Source organism: Lederbergia citrea (assembly GCF_018343525.1).
Classification (GTDB): domain Bacteria; phylum Bacillota; class Bacilli; order Bacillales; family Bacillaceae_C; genus Lederbergia; species Lederbergia citrea.
In genome coordinates this window covers 104132-119267 of record NZ_JAGYPH010000005.1, presented here as the reverse complement: position 1 = coordinate 119267, position 15136 = coordinate 104132, and the positions used below count along the sequence as shown (strand labels likewise).

Genomic DNA, 15136 nt, shown 5'->3' with positions numbered 1-15136 from the left:
ACCCCTCAAGAATATAATCATATGTGAGTTTTTGGCTAATTATCATTCAAAGACAATATAAAGTCCACCAGCACATCCTGATATTCCCTCACCGAATCGACATAAACCATTTCGTTCTCCCCATGCCAGTCGCTGCCAACGGGGCCAAATTCTACGGCTGAACCTCCGTACTCGGTGAAAAACTGTCCATCGTTGGAACCATGCTGACCGAATATGGTTACTCTTTCGAGCTGGGTGATTCGTTTAATTGATTCGCCCAATGCTTCTACATAAGGATTGTCTGCTTTTGTTTTGAGCGGATTATTGCAAAAATGGGTTGTTACGGTACCGTCTGTTATTGCCTGAATCTGATGAACGATATCCTCCGGAGACTGGTCTGGCAGATATCTGATATCCAGGGAAATTTCGCATAGATCGGGTACCTTATTATAGACGGTTCCTCCTTGGATCTTCGCGAGATTGATAGATGGCTGAGTAAACATAGGGGAGCTTTCTTGTGCAAAAGGAAGCTCTAAAATTTCTTCAAAGAGACTAATCGCTTTGGTTATTGCATTCGTGCCTTCCCATGGACGACTCCCATGGGCGGGTTTCCCCTGGACGGTAATATCGAGCTGAAGCACGCCTTTAGATTGGATGGCAATCCCCATATTTGTTGGTTCGCCACAAATAATAAAATCTCCCAAATAGCCTTTTTCTGTTAAATATTTGGTTCCATTGATGCCGCCGGTCTCCTCGTCAGGAACGATTTGAAGCATGACCCTGGATGTTAAGTCCCTGTCTTTCAATTGTGCTGCTGCCACCATGAAAGCAGCCACTCCTGCTTTCATATCCACTGCACCCCGACCATACATTTTTCCATCTTTAAAATGGGGTTGGAACTGTCTTTCCTCCGCTTCAATGACATCGATATGTCCGTTTAATACAATCGTATGATCACCTTGGCCTATTTCACAAACTAGCATATGAAACCCATTATTTACTAATTTTTTTACGGGGAGGCCTTGGTCTGTTAACCATTGTTCACAATAGGCAATCGCTTCATTCACACCTGCTTTTGTAGAGCTGTCTATTTTTATTAGTTCTTCTAATAAGGGGATTGGATCGCCGATTTTATCCCTCCTACATTTTTTAAAGTTTGATCAAACGTTTTACTTTCAATGTTACTCTTGAAGTACTTGCATCACCTTTTGTTTATTTATCGAAACAACAGTGTCATGTCGTGCTAGCTCGATATCAGGTTTTTGACGCAGCCAATCCTCTTGTACCTGTTTACCGGCGGTTAGTGCAATGATTGCGGCTGGAATATCCGCTCCTGCTGAATGGGTAAAAGCATAACCGCCGCCAAAGCGGGGGTTGATATCAATAACGTAATAATCGATACCATTGAAATAGACATCAGCGTTCATATAGCCTGTATGGCCAAAGCTTTCACCTAATCGCTGTGCGATATCTGTTAATTCAGGGATATTTACCGTAATGCACCGATCGATATCTCCGCCTCTCATACCTAATTGCTTTCGAGCGAATGAAGTAAGAAAGCGGCCATTTAAATCGTTAAACATATCCACACTAAATTTATCACCTTCAATCACTTCCTGAATAATGACATTGTCCTCCGGTTCTCTGGATGTGGCGCTATCCAATGGACTTTCTTTAATATTTCGAACGGCCTGCTGATAGGCAAATTCCATATCCTCTAAATTATCGATAATATCAACACCTATTGAGGCTGAACCGTTACGGGGCTTCACGATTAACGGAAAGGATACTTCTTGTTTTTCCAATGCCTTCTTCGCATCTTCAACATTGAAGTAAGAAAGCGGAGTCTTAACGCCAAACGGATCAAGCAGCTCCCGGTACTTTCCCTTGTCCCGTACCTTTTTGACAATATTTGAATCCGGCGCAAATACGGATACACCTAATTTCTCCAGTTCTTTTTTGTGTGCAGATATTTTGGGCACTTCCCAATCATTCAATGGGACAAGACAGTCCACATGATGTTTCTTACAAATCTCCACTATTGTTTCCATATAATTTGAATCCGTTTGATGTGGAATTACATAGTTTTCGTCCCCAGCTTGGAGCGATGGGGCATTATATTCAGGATCGGCAGCAATCACTTTCCCGTCGATACCAGCATTTTTTAAAGCTTCCTGAAAAAATCCTACCAAGTCTATTCTTCTTGCAGTTGATGTCAATAAGATATTCAGTTTATTCAACTCCTCGCATTTTAAATCAGTTGCTAGAAAACCAGCTACTAATATTTACCCGCCATGTGAAACTTTAACCTGCCTTTCTAGTAGTGATTTTTGCAAAGAGCAAACCTGTTATTTTGGATTATCAGTTTTATAGCGCCGGGGTTCTTAGCGGTATTTCTAAATAAAATACTTTTTTCCTTATTTTTAGAAAATATTTAAAGGATTACTCAGTTGGCGAAAAGTTTAAAGGATTTTTGCTGATTTTATTGTCTGGATGATATTATACATATAATTAAAACCTAAAGGAGTAGTAATCATGAAATATTTATTACAAGTGGATTTTAAAATGGATGGGCCATTCGGTGAAGAAATGTCAAAGGCATTCGTTGATTTAGCGAAAAGTATTAATGATGAGCCAGGTATGGTTTGGAAGATATGGACAGAGGATGCGGCTGCCAAAGAAGCTGGGGGGATATACTTATTCGAAACGAAAGAGGATGCTGAAAAATATTTAGTAATGCATTCAGCTCGTTTAACAAGCTTTGGTATTACTGATATTCGAGGTAAAATTTTTGAAGTGAACGAAGCATTATCACTTATTAATAAGGCACCAATTAAATAATAAAGATTACTTATAGGTCTTTTATTATAGAAACAAAGAAGAGAAGCCAAGGTTTTTTTACACCTGTTTTCTCTATTTTAGAAAATCATGAATGTGCGGCATGATGTAATCTGTCCAGAAATCCTTGTAAGTAAAGGTTTCCTTGCTAGAAAAATGTGAAATGCTAAAGTAATGTATATAGGCTTCTCAATAATTGTTACAAATTGATGAGAAGCCTTTATTTTTTGACTACATGCACAGTTTGGAACGCTAGAGATCTCAATCCATGATGGACACATATAAAATTAGCAGGAATCTTCACGGCTTTTTATAGTGAACTCATCTCCTTAATCAATTCCGATATACTTTTTACTCTTCTTCCATTATATTCGGGATAGTCTGATTCATATAAATCAATATATACCGTTTGCATCCCAATGTTAATAGCTGGAGCAATATCATTTATGTAATTATCACCAATAGATAATCCTTTTTCAGGTCGAATATTAAACTTTTGTAAGAAGTCTAAAAAATGTTTCGTTGTATCTCGAGGTTTATTTGCTTCTGTGATGATATTTTCAAATATGTCCTGCAAATCTATATTTTGAAGAATGCGCTGTACATTATCTTTCTGGCTGTTCGTCATTAGCACTATGTCTTTCTTTTCCTTTAGATGTATAAGTGCTTCTCGTAAACCAGTTATTTTGCTTAAATGAAACTGATCCGTTGCCATAAAGTTTTTCGTTTGAACATAGGCGGATTGTGTATCTTGTAGCCCAAAATGCTTTGCACAAACAGTTGGGAGCCACCATCCGTCTCCAATGGCGATCATCGTATCAAGATCAAAATTTAATGATTGCGGGTAAAGTCTTTGTATCAAATCGGCTTCCAATTCTTTTCCTTTCCAAGTCCAAGCCTTTAAAACCGTTGATTGAACTGAATCTAATTTTAATACATAGTCATGAACAACATCGTATACTTTTCCTATAGTTACAACATGTTCTCCAGATACTATCTTTTCGTATTCTTTTGTAAAAAGGGGCTGTACATCTTCTGGCAGTTGCCTTTTTAATTGTTCCGAATAATAAACGAAATGGTCTGTATCCTCGTATAAAGTGCCGTCAAAATCAAAAATGACTAATCCCGCGTTTTTTATTATATTTCTTTCCATTGTTACCTCCAATATTTCTCTAAAAAATTATCCACTAGTATATTGTCGACATAAAGCGGTCTAAAAATATATGAGGATAAAATGGAAATTTAGGATAATAATGTAAGAGGTTGATTTTATAGGGAATATAAGGCACCAATTAAATAATAAAGATTACTTAGAGTTTTTTAATGAGCAATTTTCAACAATAGCTCACTTTAATTTAATAAAAGGAGAGTACATATTATACGTAGTGACTAATATGTACTCTCTTTTATTTTTAAGGATTTTTATTTATTTAAAACGGGGGATTAAGTATGAAAAAGCGGTTTTCATTTACATGCGTTTATCTTAACTCTATAAATCGAGAAACAAAAATGCTTTTAATTAGAGTGAAAACTAGTCATTAAGCACCAAGAGATAATTCATATTTTTATTCACTTTTCGTGTAAACATATAGTAAAAATTAACGACATTGGGGAATACAGGCGTTTTTGGAAAATAATGTTTTGTGTTTTTTGAGAGTTTTAGTAGTGTTTTATATGCAAGTGATAGAAAAAATAAGGAGATGTGAATTTACCAAATTGAAAAAGTATCTTATTTATCCATTTCTAGTTGTATCATTAATCTTTGTACTGGGAGCTTGCTCAGATCAGACGAAGGAAACAACTATACCAGAAAAAGAAGTAACTGAAACTAAAGAAAATAATGCAGCAAAGTCAGATGATACACCCACTGCTCAATGGTCTTACGAAGGAGATACAGGTCCTGAACATTGGGGGGAATTGGAACCTTCATTCTCAGCCTGTATCCAAGGAAATGAACAATCACCCATCAATATCGAATCCTCTCAGGTAAAAACAAGTAAAAAATTAGAAAACATTGAAATTCAATATAAACCAACACCATTTTCAATAATCAATAACGGTTATACAGTGCTGGCTAATGCCGAAACACCAAGTAATAGCATTGTCGTAGAGGGAAATGAATACAAACTTGTTCAATTTCATTTCCATACACCAAGCGAGCATCAATTTAATGGTCAACACTTTGATATGGAACTGCACCTTGTACACCAAGATGCGAACGGTAAACTTGCTGTTCTTGGTGTGATGATTGAAGAAGGAAAAGAAAATGAAAAACTAGCATCTGTTTGGGATGTATTGCCGAAGGATGAAACAGAAAAAGATATTTTCATAAAAGAACCTGTTGATTTACAAGCTTTGCTCCCTTCAGATCAAAGATCTTTCCATTATAATGGTTCATTAACGACACCACCTTGTACGGAAGAAGTAAAATGGATTGTTTTTGAAAAGCCGATTGAAATGTCAAAAGAACAAATTCAAGCATTTCAGCAAATTTTCCCTGATAACCATCGTCCTGTTCTGAATTTAAACAAACGCGAAATTATTAAGAACTAGTAAAGCAAGATTCCATTTACATTGAGACATATATCTCCAAAGTCCTTTTTTTGCTGCACTAAAAGGAACCCGGGTTGGCTGTGGAAAATTAAAGCGGGCAAGAGATCTACCGGTAGAGCCAGGATTGAAGGCGAAACGCAGCAGCTAGATATTCAAGGCGCCATCCATAATATTCACAGTGATAAATAGGAAGGTGAAGGACACCTTCCACAGCTTGTAGAGAAAGTACCATATTTTCTCTACAAGCTTTTTTGTTTGATAAAATTGTAGAATTTCCTTCCAAATCTTTACACTTTCCACAAAAACATCCACTTTTGGCTTAATAAACCCATAGCTATTTCAAATCTTGGACAAATTGACTTATCCAATTTAATCAGCTCCTTACTTATATTTTATATAGTTATTATTAGTAATTAAAATACATATTAAAAATAACTTACTTGACTACATTTAATTATGAGTATATACTAACTTACATAAAGTAACTAACTAATACTTTGTTCACGTAAATATAACCAGGAGGTAACTAAATGAGTTTTCATCGTGAGCCTATTACATTCGTAGGTCAAGTAAACTTAAAGGTACAAAATTTAGAACGTTCAATAGCATTTTATCAAGAAATAATCGGCTTTAAAGTATTGGAGCAAACTGAAAGAAAAGCTAATTTGACCGCGGATGGAAAGACAGTATTATTATCCATTGAGCAACCAAATAACGTTCTCTCTAAGCAAGAAAGAACAACGGGACTTTATCACTTTGCACTTCTTATACCTAAACGATCTGATTTAGCAAAAATAGTGCAGCATTTTATGGAAACTGGAGTGCGATTTGGCTCATCTGATCATCTTGTGAGTGAAGCTCTTTATTTAACAGACCCAGATGGCAATGGAATTGAAATCTATATAGACCGTGAACCTTCAGAATGGGTTTGGAGTAATGGTGAAGTTAAAATGGCAGTGGATCCATTAAACTTCCCTGACCTCCTTTCTGGCGGAAAACAACAGTCATGGAGAGGTTTACCAGCTGACACGGTCATGGGACATATCCATTTGCATGTATCCGAATTAAAAAAGACAGAAGAGTTTTATACTAAGGGACTGGGGTTTGAAGTAGTAAACCGGTTTGGAACGCAGGCACTGTTTATTTCGGATGGTAAATACCATCATCATATTGGTTTAAATACGTGGAATGGTATTGGCGCTCCAACACCATCTCCTAATAGTGTTGGACTTGAATCATTTACTTTAATACTTCCAAATGAGGAAAAGAAAAATAAAATTATTGCGCAGTTGAACAAAATTGGTGCCTCCGTCTTTGAAGAAAAAGGTTCTATTGTTGCTACAGATCCTTCTGGAAATCGTATTTATTTAAGAGTTTAAAGGTATAGGAGGGATAAATACGATTATGCCTAAAATTGAAAATTCAGGAATTGAAATTGGTCTATATACACTTGGAGATATTGAGGCAGATCCGGTTACTGGAAAAACAATTAGTGCAGGACAAAGAATGAAGGAAATCATTGAAGTAGCGAAACTGGCTGACGAGGCTGGACTGGATGTTTTTGGGGTAGGTGAGCATCATCGATTGGACTATGCGACTTCCTCGCCTTCTGTTGTCTTAGCCGCCATAGCCCAAATAACTAAACGAATCAAATTGACAAGTGCTACTACAGTTTTAAGCACCATTGATCCTGTTCGTTTGTTTGAAGACTTTGCTACATTGGATTTACTATCGGATGGACGTGCGGAAATTATCGCTGGCCGTGGGGCGTTCATAGAATCCTTCCCTCTTTTCGGTTATGACACAAATGACTATGACGCATTGTTCTCTGAAAACATCGATTTATTTTTAAAGCTAAACAAAAACGAGAGAATCACATGGGATGGTCATTTTCGTTCGCCATTAAGGAATGCTGAAATTGCACCACGCCCTTTTCAGAAGGAGTTACCGATATGGGTTGGTGTTGGAGGAACTCCAAACAGTGCAATCCGTGCTGGCAGGTTAGGTGTTGGGATGACCTTAGCTCTCCTTGGTGGTGATCCTATGCGATTTAAGCCATTGGTTGATTTATACCGTAAAGCTGGGATCGAAGCTGGACATGTTCTGGAAGATTTAAAGCTAGGTATAACTGGTCATGGGTATTTTTCAAAGACAACTCAACAAGCCAAGGATGAGTACTATCCTTATTATTCGAATTACTGGTCATACGTTAACCGCCAGCGGGGGATGGGAGGAGGAAGGATGTCACGAGCAGATTTTGAGCAAATGGCAGCCCCTGATACTGCATTATTCGTAGGCAGCCCGCAACAAATAGTAGAGAAAATCCTTCAACAATATGAACTCTTCGGGCATCAACGTTTCATGGCGCAGATTGACATAGGGGGTATACCGTTTAAAAAAGTAGTCGAAGGTATTGAGTTATTAGCTACAGAGATTGCTCCAATCGTTCGGAAAGATACAAGAAAATAAACTTTTACAAGTAAAAATCAATCATTGAAAAAGCATAGGTGGGTGTTAGTAATGGGATTTTTAAATAAATTATTTGGAAGTACAAATAAGGAGGAAGTAACAATGGCAAATGAAAAAATAAATATCGGAATTATTTTAGGAAGCACACGTCAAGGGCGCGTAAGTCCTCAAGTAGGAGAATGGGTAAAAGGGATTGCTGACCAACGTGGAGATGCAAATTACGAAATTGTAGATATTTCTGATTTTGAATTACCGTTTTTAGGAACCACAGAAGGTACAGAACCAGGAATTGCAGCTTGGAATCAAAAACTTGCTAACTTGGATGGATTCGTATTTATCGTCCAAGAATATAATCACAGTATTACAGGAGCATTAAAAAATGCACTTGATTTTGCTCGTGAACCATGGAATAACAAAGCAGCTGGTATCGTCAGTTATGGTTCAACTGGTGGGGCTCGTGCAGCGGAACATTTACGTGGAATCTGTGGCGAATTAAAAATTGCTGATGTTCGCACACATCCAACTCTATCTTTATTTACCGATTTTGAAAATGGGTCAGATTTTAAACCTCAATCATTACACCTAGATAATGTTAATACAATGCTTGGTGAAGTTGTAGAGTGGAGTAAAGCCTTAAAAACATTGAGGTAGAAACTAGAGTTAGAAGGATTACGGATTTTTAGCCGAAATCCTTGCTAATTGTAGTAATAAAAAAATCATAAATAGAGGAGATTGAAGATGGTACAAAAATATGAATTAAGTTTATTAATACTTCGCTTAGTTTTAGGGATTACGTTCCTAGTTCATGGAATAGCAAAATTTCAAATGGGTCTTGGTAATGTAGCGGGTTGGTTTGAGAGTATTGGTATTATGGGCTTCTTAGGCTATGTTGTTGCTTTCATTGAACTTATCGGAGGAATCGCCTTAATATTAGGCTTTGGCACTAAAATTATCTCAACATTAATTGCTTTCGTGATGATCGGCGCTATCTTTACAGCAAAATTATCTGCAGGATTTATGGGAAGTGAAGCCGCAGGCTATGAATTAGATTTAGCTTTATTGTCTATGGCGGTTGTACTTTTAATTAGTGGAAGTCGGTTGTTCGCTTTGGATAATAAGCTTTTCAGAACTGAAAAAGAAACAATATAATTACGAGTACGTTAAAAGGTTTCAAATAGTGGAACAAAAACCTGAGTTTTTATCACTTCATAGAAAACTTTAAAGTTTACTGCGTTACGGGCGGCATGATGTAATAACACCCTCAGCCCTTGACATATAAGGAATTTTAACGGAAGCTTCCCATAAGTTGACTAAACTTGTGGGAAGCTTCTTTTTTATTTCTTGTGTTACAATGTCTTCATCCACAATTATTTTACATGTTAATATTCCCGTTTTTGGTGTTTCTAGTGATACTTCATTTGAGTTTAATAGAGTAGGTGCATCCTAGGAAGCCATTCTAATCTAAAATACATTTCCTTCGGCTTAAACTAGGATCTCATCTCTTTTCTTAGTTTTAAAACCAATCTTATGGGTCTACACCCTTAAAGTCAAAGTTAAAATGGCATAAAAAAATCATGAAAATAGAGTCAAATAAATTATAGTGGTATAATATAGATATGAGTTTGGATTATTGATGAACAAGAGGCTACACTACGGTCAATTGAACCATTGTTTTTTTGAGTACTAAAACCCGAGTATTATTAAGGAGTATAAGGCTTTTTAGTCAAAGCTTTTGAATAATCTCTACCAAAAAAGGATCGGGCAGCTATTGCCCGATTTTTCTTTTGGCCTTCGACCGGTATGTTTACTAAAACAACATCAATGTATCGTAATTCCTTTAAAGTCGCAAAATAAGATGCGGATGTATGTGGTTGTATAACCCCGATGTAATATGCGAAGCCAAAAGATGATTTTTACTTTTTACATAATTTTAAAAGATTTAGTTATCGGCTTTTTTAAAATAATGGAGGTGCTTTATCATTGCTGAAATTTGAACATGTTTCGAAAGTGTATAAAGGCGGAGAAAAGGCAGTTAATGATTTATCTTTACACTTTAAAAAAGGAGAATTTATTTGTTTTATCGGGCCGAGCGGTTGCGGTAAAACGACAACGATGAAAATGATTAATCGGTTAATTGAGCCTTCTTCTGGAAGTATTTATATTAACGGAGAAAACATTTTAGATAAGGACCCGGTGCAACTGCGCCGAGAGATTGGCTATGTAATCCAACAAATAGGCCTGTTCCCGCACATGACAATACAGGAAAACATAGGGCTTGTTTTAAAATTATTAAAATGGCCTGAAGATAAGCGGAAGGCAAGGGCAAGGGAATTAATTAGCCTTGTCGGTCTAACTCCAGATTACTTGGATCGTTTCCCACATGAACTAAGTGGCGGGCAACAGCAGCGTATCGGCATTTTACGTGCGTTAGCAGCTGATCAGCCGCTTATTTTAATGGACGAACCGTTCAGCGCACTCGATCCGATTACACGTGATTCTTTACAAGAAGAGTTTAAAAAGCTTCAACAAAAGTTAGGAAAAACAATCGTTTTTGTTTCCCATGACATGGATGAAGCACTTAAGCTTGCGGACCGGATCGTCATTTTACGTGATGGCGAGTTAGTTCAATGTGATACACCTGAAGAAATTTTGCGCAATCCCGCCAATGAATTCGTTGAGGAATTTATCGGAAAAGATCGGCTTGTTCAAGCGAGACCTAACATTCAAACAGTTGAACAAATCATGAATCCAAATCCAATATCAATTACTAAAGACCATTCACTATTGGAAGCGATCCAATTAATGAAAGAAAGAAGAGTTGACGCATTGCTTGTTGTGGATGAGCAGCAGGTACTTGAAGGGTTTATTGATGTTGAAATGATTGATCAGAAGCGGAAAAAGACAAGCTTGGTCGCTGATGCATATGAAACGGAAATGTTTACAGTGACTGAAGGAACCCTCATTCGTGATGCAATCCGCCGAATTTTGAAAAGGGGAATGAAATATATTCCTGTGGTTGATCAAGATAGACGTTTAATCGGGATAATAACGAGAGCAAGCCTTGTTGATATCGTTTATGACTCCATTTGGAGCGAGGATGAGCATTCACTACAGTAATACTGGAGGGAAATTGGTGGAAAGTATGGTTAGTTTTTTAAGTAGCAATGGTTTGGAAATGTTATATAAAACATGGGAACATATAGGGATTTCATTGATCGCTGCATTACTGGGAATTATTGTCGCTGTGCCGCTTGGAATTGTTTTAACACGACTTCCGAAAATCGCCAACATTGTAATGGGAATTTTAAGTGTCGTGCAAACATTCCCTAGCTTTGCGATATTAGCGTTTTTTATTCCGATATTTGGTGTTGGAAAAATACCGGCAATTATCGCATTATTTTTCTATTCAGTCCTGCCTATTTTGAGGAACACGTATATCGGTGTAAATGGAGTGAGTCGCGATTTGCTTGAAGCGGGCCGCGGAATGGGGATGACTGGGTGGGAAAGAATTATTTATGTTGAATTACCATTATCAGTTCCAGTCATCATGACGGGGATCCGTTTATCAACCGTTTATTTAATTGGCTGGGCAACACTCGCATCATATATTGGAGCTGGCGGTTTAGGGGACTATATTTTCAGTGGACTTAATTTATATCAGGCTGAATTTATTATCGCTGGGGCCATTCCAGTTACAATCCTTGCGCTATTAACTGACCTCCTTTTAGGGCGAATTGAAGGGTGGGCAACACCAAATGGAATAAAAAACTTGAAGGAAGTCAAATAGGAGGAGCAATTTTTCATGTTTAAACTAAATCGATTACTTATTATTTTATGTTCTGCCTTGTCGCTGATCATAAGCGGCTGCTCTCTTCCTGGACTTGGCGGACCTGCTAAAAATACAATTGCAATTGGCACGCTTGACACATCGGAATCACAAATTATCGGGCATATCGTAAAGTCCTTAATTGAACATTACACAGATATACCGGTATCAATGGTGAATAATTTAGGATCATCAATCGTTCAGCATAAAGCGATGGTGAGCGGCGATGTAGATATTACCGCAACTAGATATACAGGAACGGATTTAGCCGGAGCATTAGGGATGGAACCGGTCAAGGATCCTAAGGAAGCACTAAAAATCGTTCAGCGTGAATTCCAAGAAAGGTTTGATCAAACGTGGTTTGACTCTTACGGCTTCGCAAATTCCTATGCTTTTACAGTGAGGAAAGAAGTAGCTGAAAAAGAGAACTTGCTAACCGTATCTGATTTAGAACGAGTTGCTGCAGACTTAAAATTTGGCGTTGATAATTCATGGTTAAAACGAAAAGGCGATGGGTATCCAGGATTCATAGAAGAATATGGTTTCCAATTTGGCGAAACATTTCCGATGCAAATTGGTTTAGTTTACCAAGCAGCGGCTAACGGAAAGATGGACGTCGTGCTTGCTTATACAACGGATGGACGGATAAAGGCTTTTGATTTACAAGTATTAGAGGACGATAAACACTTTTTCCCACCTTATGATTCATCATTAGTAGCCCGGAATGATGTATTGGAAAAGCATCCAAAACTTAAGGGGATTTTACAGAAATTATCAGGGGAAATTGATACCGAAACAATGCGGGCAATGAATTATGAAGTCGATGGAAAGATGAAAGAACCAGCGATTATAGCGAAAGAGTTTCTAGAAGCAGCTAATTTTTTTGAATAGGGAGGTGACTATGTTGGAAACAATACAAGATGTTTTATTGTATTATTCGCAAAATGCTTCATATGTTTGGGAACAATTTTATCGGCATTTCTTAATGTCCATCTATGGTGTCTTATTCGCAGCGATTGTGGCGATTCCAGTTGGCATTTTAATTGCGCGTTATCATCGATTAAGCACTTGGGTTATTTCACTCGCAAATATTATCCAAACGATTCCCGCTCTAGCAATGCTAGCAATCTTAATGCTTGTGATGGGGCTTGGTACGAATACAGTAGTCCTCGCCCTCTTTTTATATTCCTTGCTTCCTATCATTAACAACACGTATACAGGTATTCTTAATGTCGATCATGCCTTGATCGAGTCTGGAAAAGCGATGGGGATGACGAAATTCCAAATTCTTTGGATGGTTGAGCTGCCGCTTGCGTTATCAGTCATTATGGCGGGTATACGAACTGCTTTAGTTATTTCCATCGGTGTTGCGACAATCGGGACCTTTATCGGGGCAGGCGGTTTAGGCGATATTATATTGCGCGGGACAAACGCCACTGACGGGACGGCGATTATTTTAGCAGGTGCAATCCCAACCGCATTAATGGCTGTTGTTGCAGACGTTGCAATGGCATGGCTTGAACGAAGATTGTCACCGAATAAAAAACGAAAAAGTGTATTTCAACTGGCAGGGGAATAAGTTCCTAGGCGTTCACTATGCCGGCAATAGAAAATAATATTAGAAGGGAATAACGGCTATAAACAGAACATTTTCTTTTCAAAATGAATTACCATCATTACCGATTCCACCTTTAAGCAGCACAAAATCTAAGCTTCTTGAATGGATTGAGCCTATAGTAAGTTTGGAACAATTTAATAAAACTTCAGATGTGATTGAGCGTTTCTTTGAGATAGGTGGAGAGGCTGAAAAGCTTCAAACAAAACTACAAGAATGGGATCAAATGAGGACTGGGAGCTGGCTTGCACCCTTTTGGGAAGATTCTTATTTAAGACATCGGGATTCCTTGCCTTATAGTATGAATTTCAATATTTTATTAAAAAATGATCATTATAAAAATCGCTATACAATCGCGGAAATGGCTGGAAGAGTTAGCTTTTTAGTCACAGAACTATACCACGCGATTATCGATGAGGAAGTTGAGCCGGAAACTGTCAGAGGAAAGCCGCTCGATATGAGTCAATATAAAAACTTTTTCCGCTCGGTTCGTATCCCAAGATTAGACAGAGATGCATTTCACGTAGCTGATTTTGATAAAAAGAATAATCATGTTGTCATTCTTTTTAAAAACAATGTTTATAAAGTACAAGTAACAAATCGTGATGGTGTCATTTATCACAGTCTTGATATCGCCGCTGCGATTGAAGCGACGATTTTAGCGGAGCAAGATGAAGGTGTAAACGTTGGCATATTTACAACGGCAGAGAGAAACATGGCTGCTGAAGTGTACGATATGCTAAATACATCAAAAGAGAATGCGGAAATACTCCGAACAATCGCTGATTCTTTGGTTATAATTTCAATCGATGAAGAAAGCAAGGATTCTGAAGAGGCACTGAGGAACCTTATGTTAAACGCTAATAATAAGTATTTCGACAAGACGATCGAAATCATCATTACAAAACAGAGTGAATTAGGTTTTAATGTTGAACATTGCGCTGTTGATGGGACATCAATCTCTGCTGTAATCAGCCACGTTAGTAAAGGGCTAAAGGAAGACCTTCCCCAATTTGTTCAAACGTTTGAACAACCACTAGTTGAAAAGCAAAAATGGGAACTCTCAACGGAAACACTAGACATATTAAACCAATTCCAAGAAGATCATCTCCAGCAAAAAAATAAATATTATCTCCGATCAGAAATTTTTACCGACTTCGGGGCAGATGAAATTAAAAATATGAATTTCAGTCCCGATGCTTTTTTCCATATGGCTTTACAAATCGCTCAATATCGTACATATGGGCAGCTAAAAAGCGTGTACGAACCCGTGTCAGTTCGTTACTTTTATGAGGGAAGAACAGAGTGCGCGCGAGCAACAAGTATGGAAAAACGCAATTTAGTGGAAGCGCTAGAAAGTGAGAGCGAAAGTAACGAAACTTTATACGCTCTTATGCAAAAAGTGAGCACTGCCCATTCCGAGCGGATCAAGGATTGTCAAAAAGGCTTCGGTGTTGAAAGACATATGTACGGTCTTAAACAAATATCTCATTTATTTGGCACTGAACTAGGCTTGAAAGAATTACCGGAAATCTTTCAAGACAAAGGATATTTGGCGATGCGCCACGACTTCTTATCTACAAGTGGAATGACATATCAAAATGTTAAATATCGTATGTTTCCCCCTGTCGTTGACGATGGTCATGGAGTTGCTTATATCCTTTTGGAAGATTCAATTACTATCAACATTTCAAGTTATATAGAAAACAAAAACAATGCAAATCAATTAATGGAACATATGGTAAATGCGTTAAATGAATTAAGAATGATCGCTAAAAGATAGGAAGTGGCTTTTGTCCGTCAGAGGAACTTAACGGTGGCTTTCCATAGGTTTCTCATAAGTTGAGTACACTTGT

At 37.7% G+C, this 15136-nt stretch carries 14 protein-coding genes; 11 read left to right on the top strand and 3 right to left on the bottom strand.

Annotated features, from left to right (window positions below):
• Window positions 1-35: 35 nt before the first annotated feature.
• Window positions 36-1046, bottom strand: coding sequence for a M20 family metallopeptidase (locus KHA88_RS19690; RefSeq protein WP_346729017.1), 1011 nt, complete (start codon window positions 1044-1046; stop codon window positions 36-38).
• A 114-nt stretch (window positions 1047-1160) separates the two neighbouring features.
• Complete coding sequence (locus KHA88_RS19685) at window positions 1161-2219, bottom strand: ATP-grasp domain-containing protein (RefSeq protein ID WP_249306321.1); 1059 nt, start codon at window positions 2217-2219, stop codon at window positions 1161-1163.
• Between the two features lie 295 nt (window positions 2220-2514).
• On the opposite strand from KHA88_RS19685, the gene KHA88_RS19680 reads away from it, so the two are divergent.
• Window positions 2515-2820, top strand: a complete 306-nt coding sequence (locus KHA88_RS19680) for a monooxygenase (RefSeq protein ID WP_213099871.1) — start codon at window positions 2515-2517, stop codon at window positions 2818-2820.
• Window positions 2821-3127: 307 nt separating this feature from the next.
• On the opposite strand, the gene KHA88_RS19675 is transcribed toward KHA88_RS19680, so the two are convergent.
• Window positions 3128-3970, bottom strand: coding sequence for an HAD family hydrolase (locus tag KHA88_RS19675; RefSeq protein WP_213108749.1), 843 nt, complete (start codon window positions 3968-3970; stop codon window positions 3128-3130).
• A gap of 563 nt (window positions 3971-4533) precedes the next feature.
• Here KHA88_RS19675 and KHA88_RS19670 point away from each other — a divergent pair.
• The 10 genes from KHA88_RS19670 (at window position 4534) to KHA88_RS19625 (ending at window position 15063) form a co-directional block, all read left to right on the top strand.
• Window positions 4534-5370, top strand: coding sequence for a carbonic anhydrase (locus KHA88_RS19670; RefSeq protein ID WP_249306318.1), 837 nt, complete (start codon window positions 4534-4536; stop codon window positions 5368-5370).
• A gap of 530 nt (window positions 5371-5900) precedes the next feature.
• Window positions 5901-6749 (top strand): VOC family protein, encoded by an 849-nt coding sequence (locus KHA88_RS19665; protein WP_213122696.1) that lies wholly within the window; start codon window positions 5901-5903, stop codon window positions 6747-6749.
• Window positions 6750-6774: 25 nt separating this feature from the next.
• Complete coding sequence (locus KHA88_RS19660; protein WP_213108747.1) at window positions 6775-7839, top strand: LLM class flavin-dependent oxidoreductase; 1065 nt, start codon at window positions 6775-6777, stop codon at window positions 7837-7839.
• A gap of 51 nt (window positions 7840-7890) precedes the next feature.
• Window positions 7891-8490, top strand: coding sequence for an NADPH-dependent FMN reductase (locus tag KHA88_RS19655; RefSeq protein ID WP_213108746.1), 600 nt, complete (start codon window positions 7891-7893; stop codon window positions 8488-8490).
• A gap of 87 nt (window positions 8491-8577) precedes the next feature.
• Window positions 8578-8988: a DoxX family protein gene (locus tag KHA88_RS19650; protein WP_213108745.1), complete on the top strand. Its 411-nt coding sequence runs from the start codon at window positions 8578-8580 to the stop codon at window positions 8986-8988.
• 831 nt (window positions 8989-9819) lie between these two features.
• The gene (locus tag KHA88_RS19645; RefSeq protein ID WP_213122695.1) at window positions 9820-10956 is read left to right on the top strand and encodes a betaine/proline/choline family ABC transporter ATP-binding protein; all 1137 of its coding nucleotides are present in this window, start codon (window positions 9820-9822) and stop codon (window positions 10954-10956) included.
• Window positions 10957-10972: 16 nt separating this feature from the next.
• Window positions 10973-11626, top strand: a complete 654-nt coding sequence (locus KHA88_RS19640) for an ABC transporter permease (RefSeq protein ID WP_213099878.1) — start codon at window positions 10973-10975, stop codon at window positions 11624-11626.
• A 15-nt stretch (window positions 11627-11641) separates the two neighbouring features.
• A complete protein-coding gene (locus KHA88_RS19635) occupies window positions 11642-12556 on the top strand; it encodes an osmoprotectant ABC transporter substrate-binding protein (RefSeq protein WP_213122694.1) in 915 nt (304 codons plus the stop codon).
• Window positions 12557-12566: 10 nt separating this feature from the next.
• The gene (locus KHA88_RS19630; protein ID WP_430413722.1) at window positions 12567-13244 is read left to right on the top strand and encodes an ABC transporter permease; all 678 of its coding nucleotides are present in this window, start codon (window positions 12567-12569) and stop codon (window positions 13242-13244) included.
• Window positions 13245-13293: 49 nt separating this feature from the next.
• The gene (locus KHA88_RS19625; RefSeq protein ID WP_213122707.1) at window positions 13294-15063 is read left to right on the top strand and encodes a choline/carnitine O-acyltransferase; all 1770 of its coding nucleotides are present in this window, start codon (window positions 13294-13296) and stop codon (window positions 15061-15063) included.
• Window positions 15064-15136 lie beyond the last annotated feature (73 nt).

Bases quoted from the DNA above. Each gene is read 5' to 3' on its own strand.
- KHA88_RS19680 (WP_213099871.1), top strand. From the start codon at position 2,515: ATGAAATATTTATTACAAGTGGATTTTAAAATGGATGGGCCATTCGGT.
- KHA88_RS19675 (WP_213108749.1), bottom strand. From the start codon at position 3,970: ATGGAAAGAAATATAATAAAAAACGCGGGATTAGTCATTTTTGATTTT.
- KHA88_RS19665 (WP_213122696.1), top strand. From the start codon at position 5,901: ATGAGTTTTCATCGTGAGCCTATTACATTCGTAGGTCAAGTAAACTTA.
- KHA88_RS19660 (WP_213108747.1), top strand. From the start codon at position 6,775: ATGCCTAAAATTGAAAATTCAGGAATTGAAATTGGTCTATATACACTT.
- KHA88_RS19655 (WP_213108746.1), top strand. From the start codon at position 7,891: ATGGGATTTTTAAATAAATTATTTGGAAGTACAAATAAGGAGGAAGTA.
- KHA88_RS19650 (WP_213108745.1), top strand. From the start codon at position 8,578: ATGGTACAAAAATATGAATTAAGTTTATTAATACTTCGCTTAGTTTTA.
- KHA88_RS19635 (WP_213122694.1), top strand. From the start codon at position 11,642: ATGTTTAAACTAAATCGATTACTTATTATTTTATGTTCTGCCTTGTCG.
- KHA88_RS19630 (WP_430413722.1), top strand. From the start codon at position 12,567: ATGTTGGAAACAATACAAGATGTTTTATTGTATTATTCGCAAAATGCT.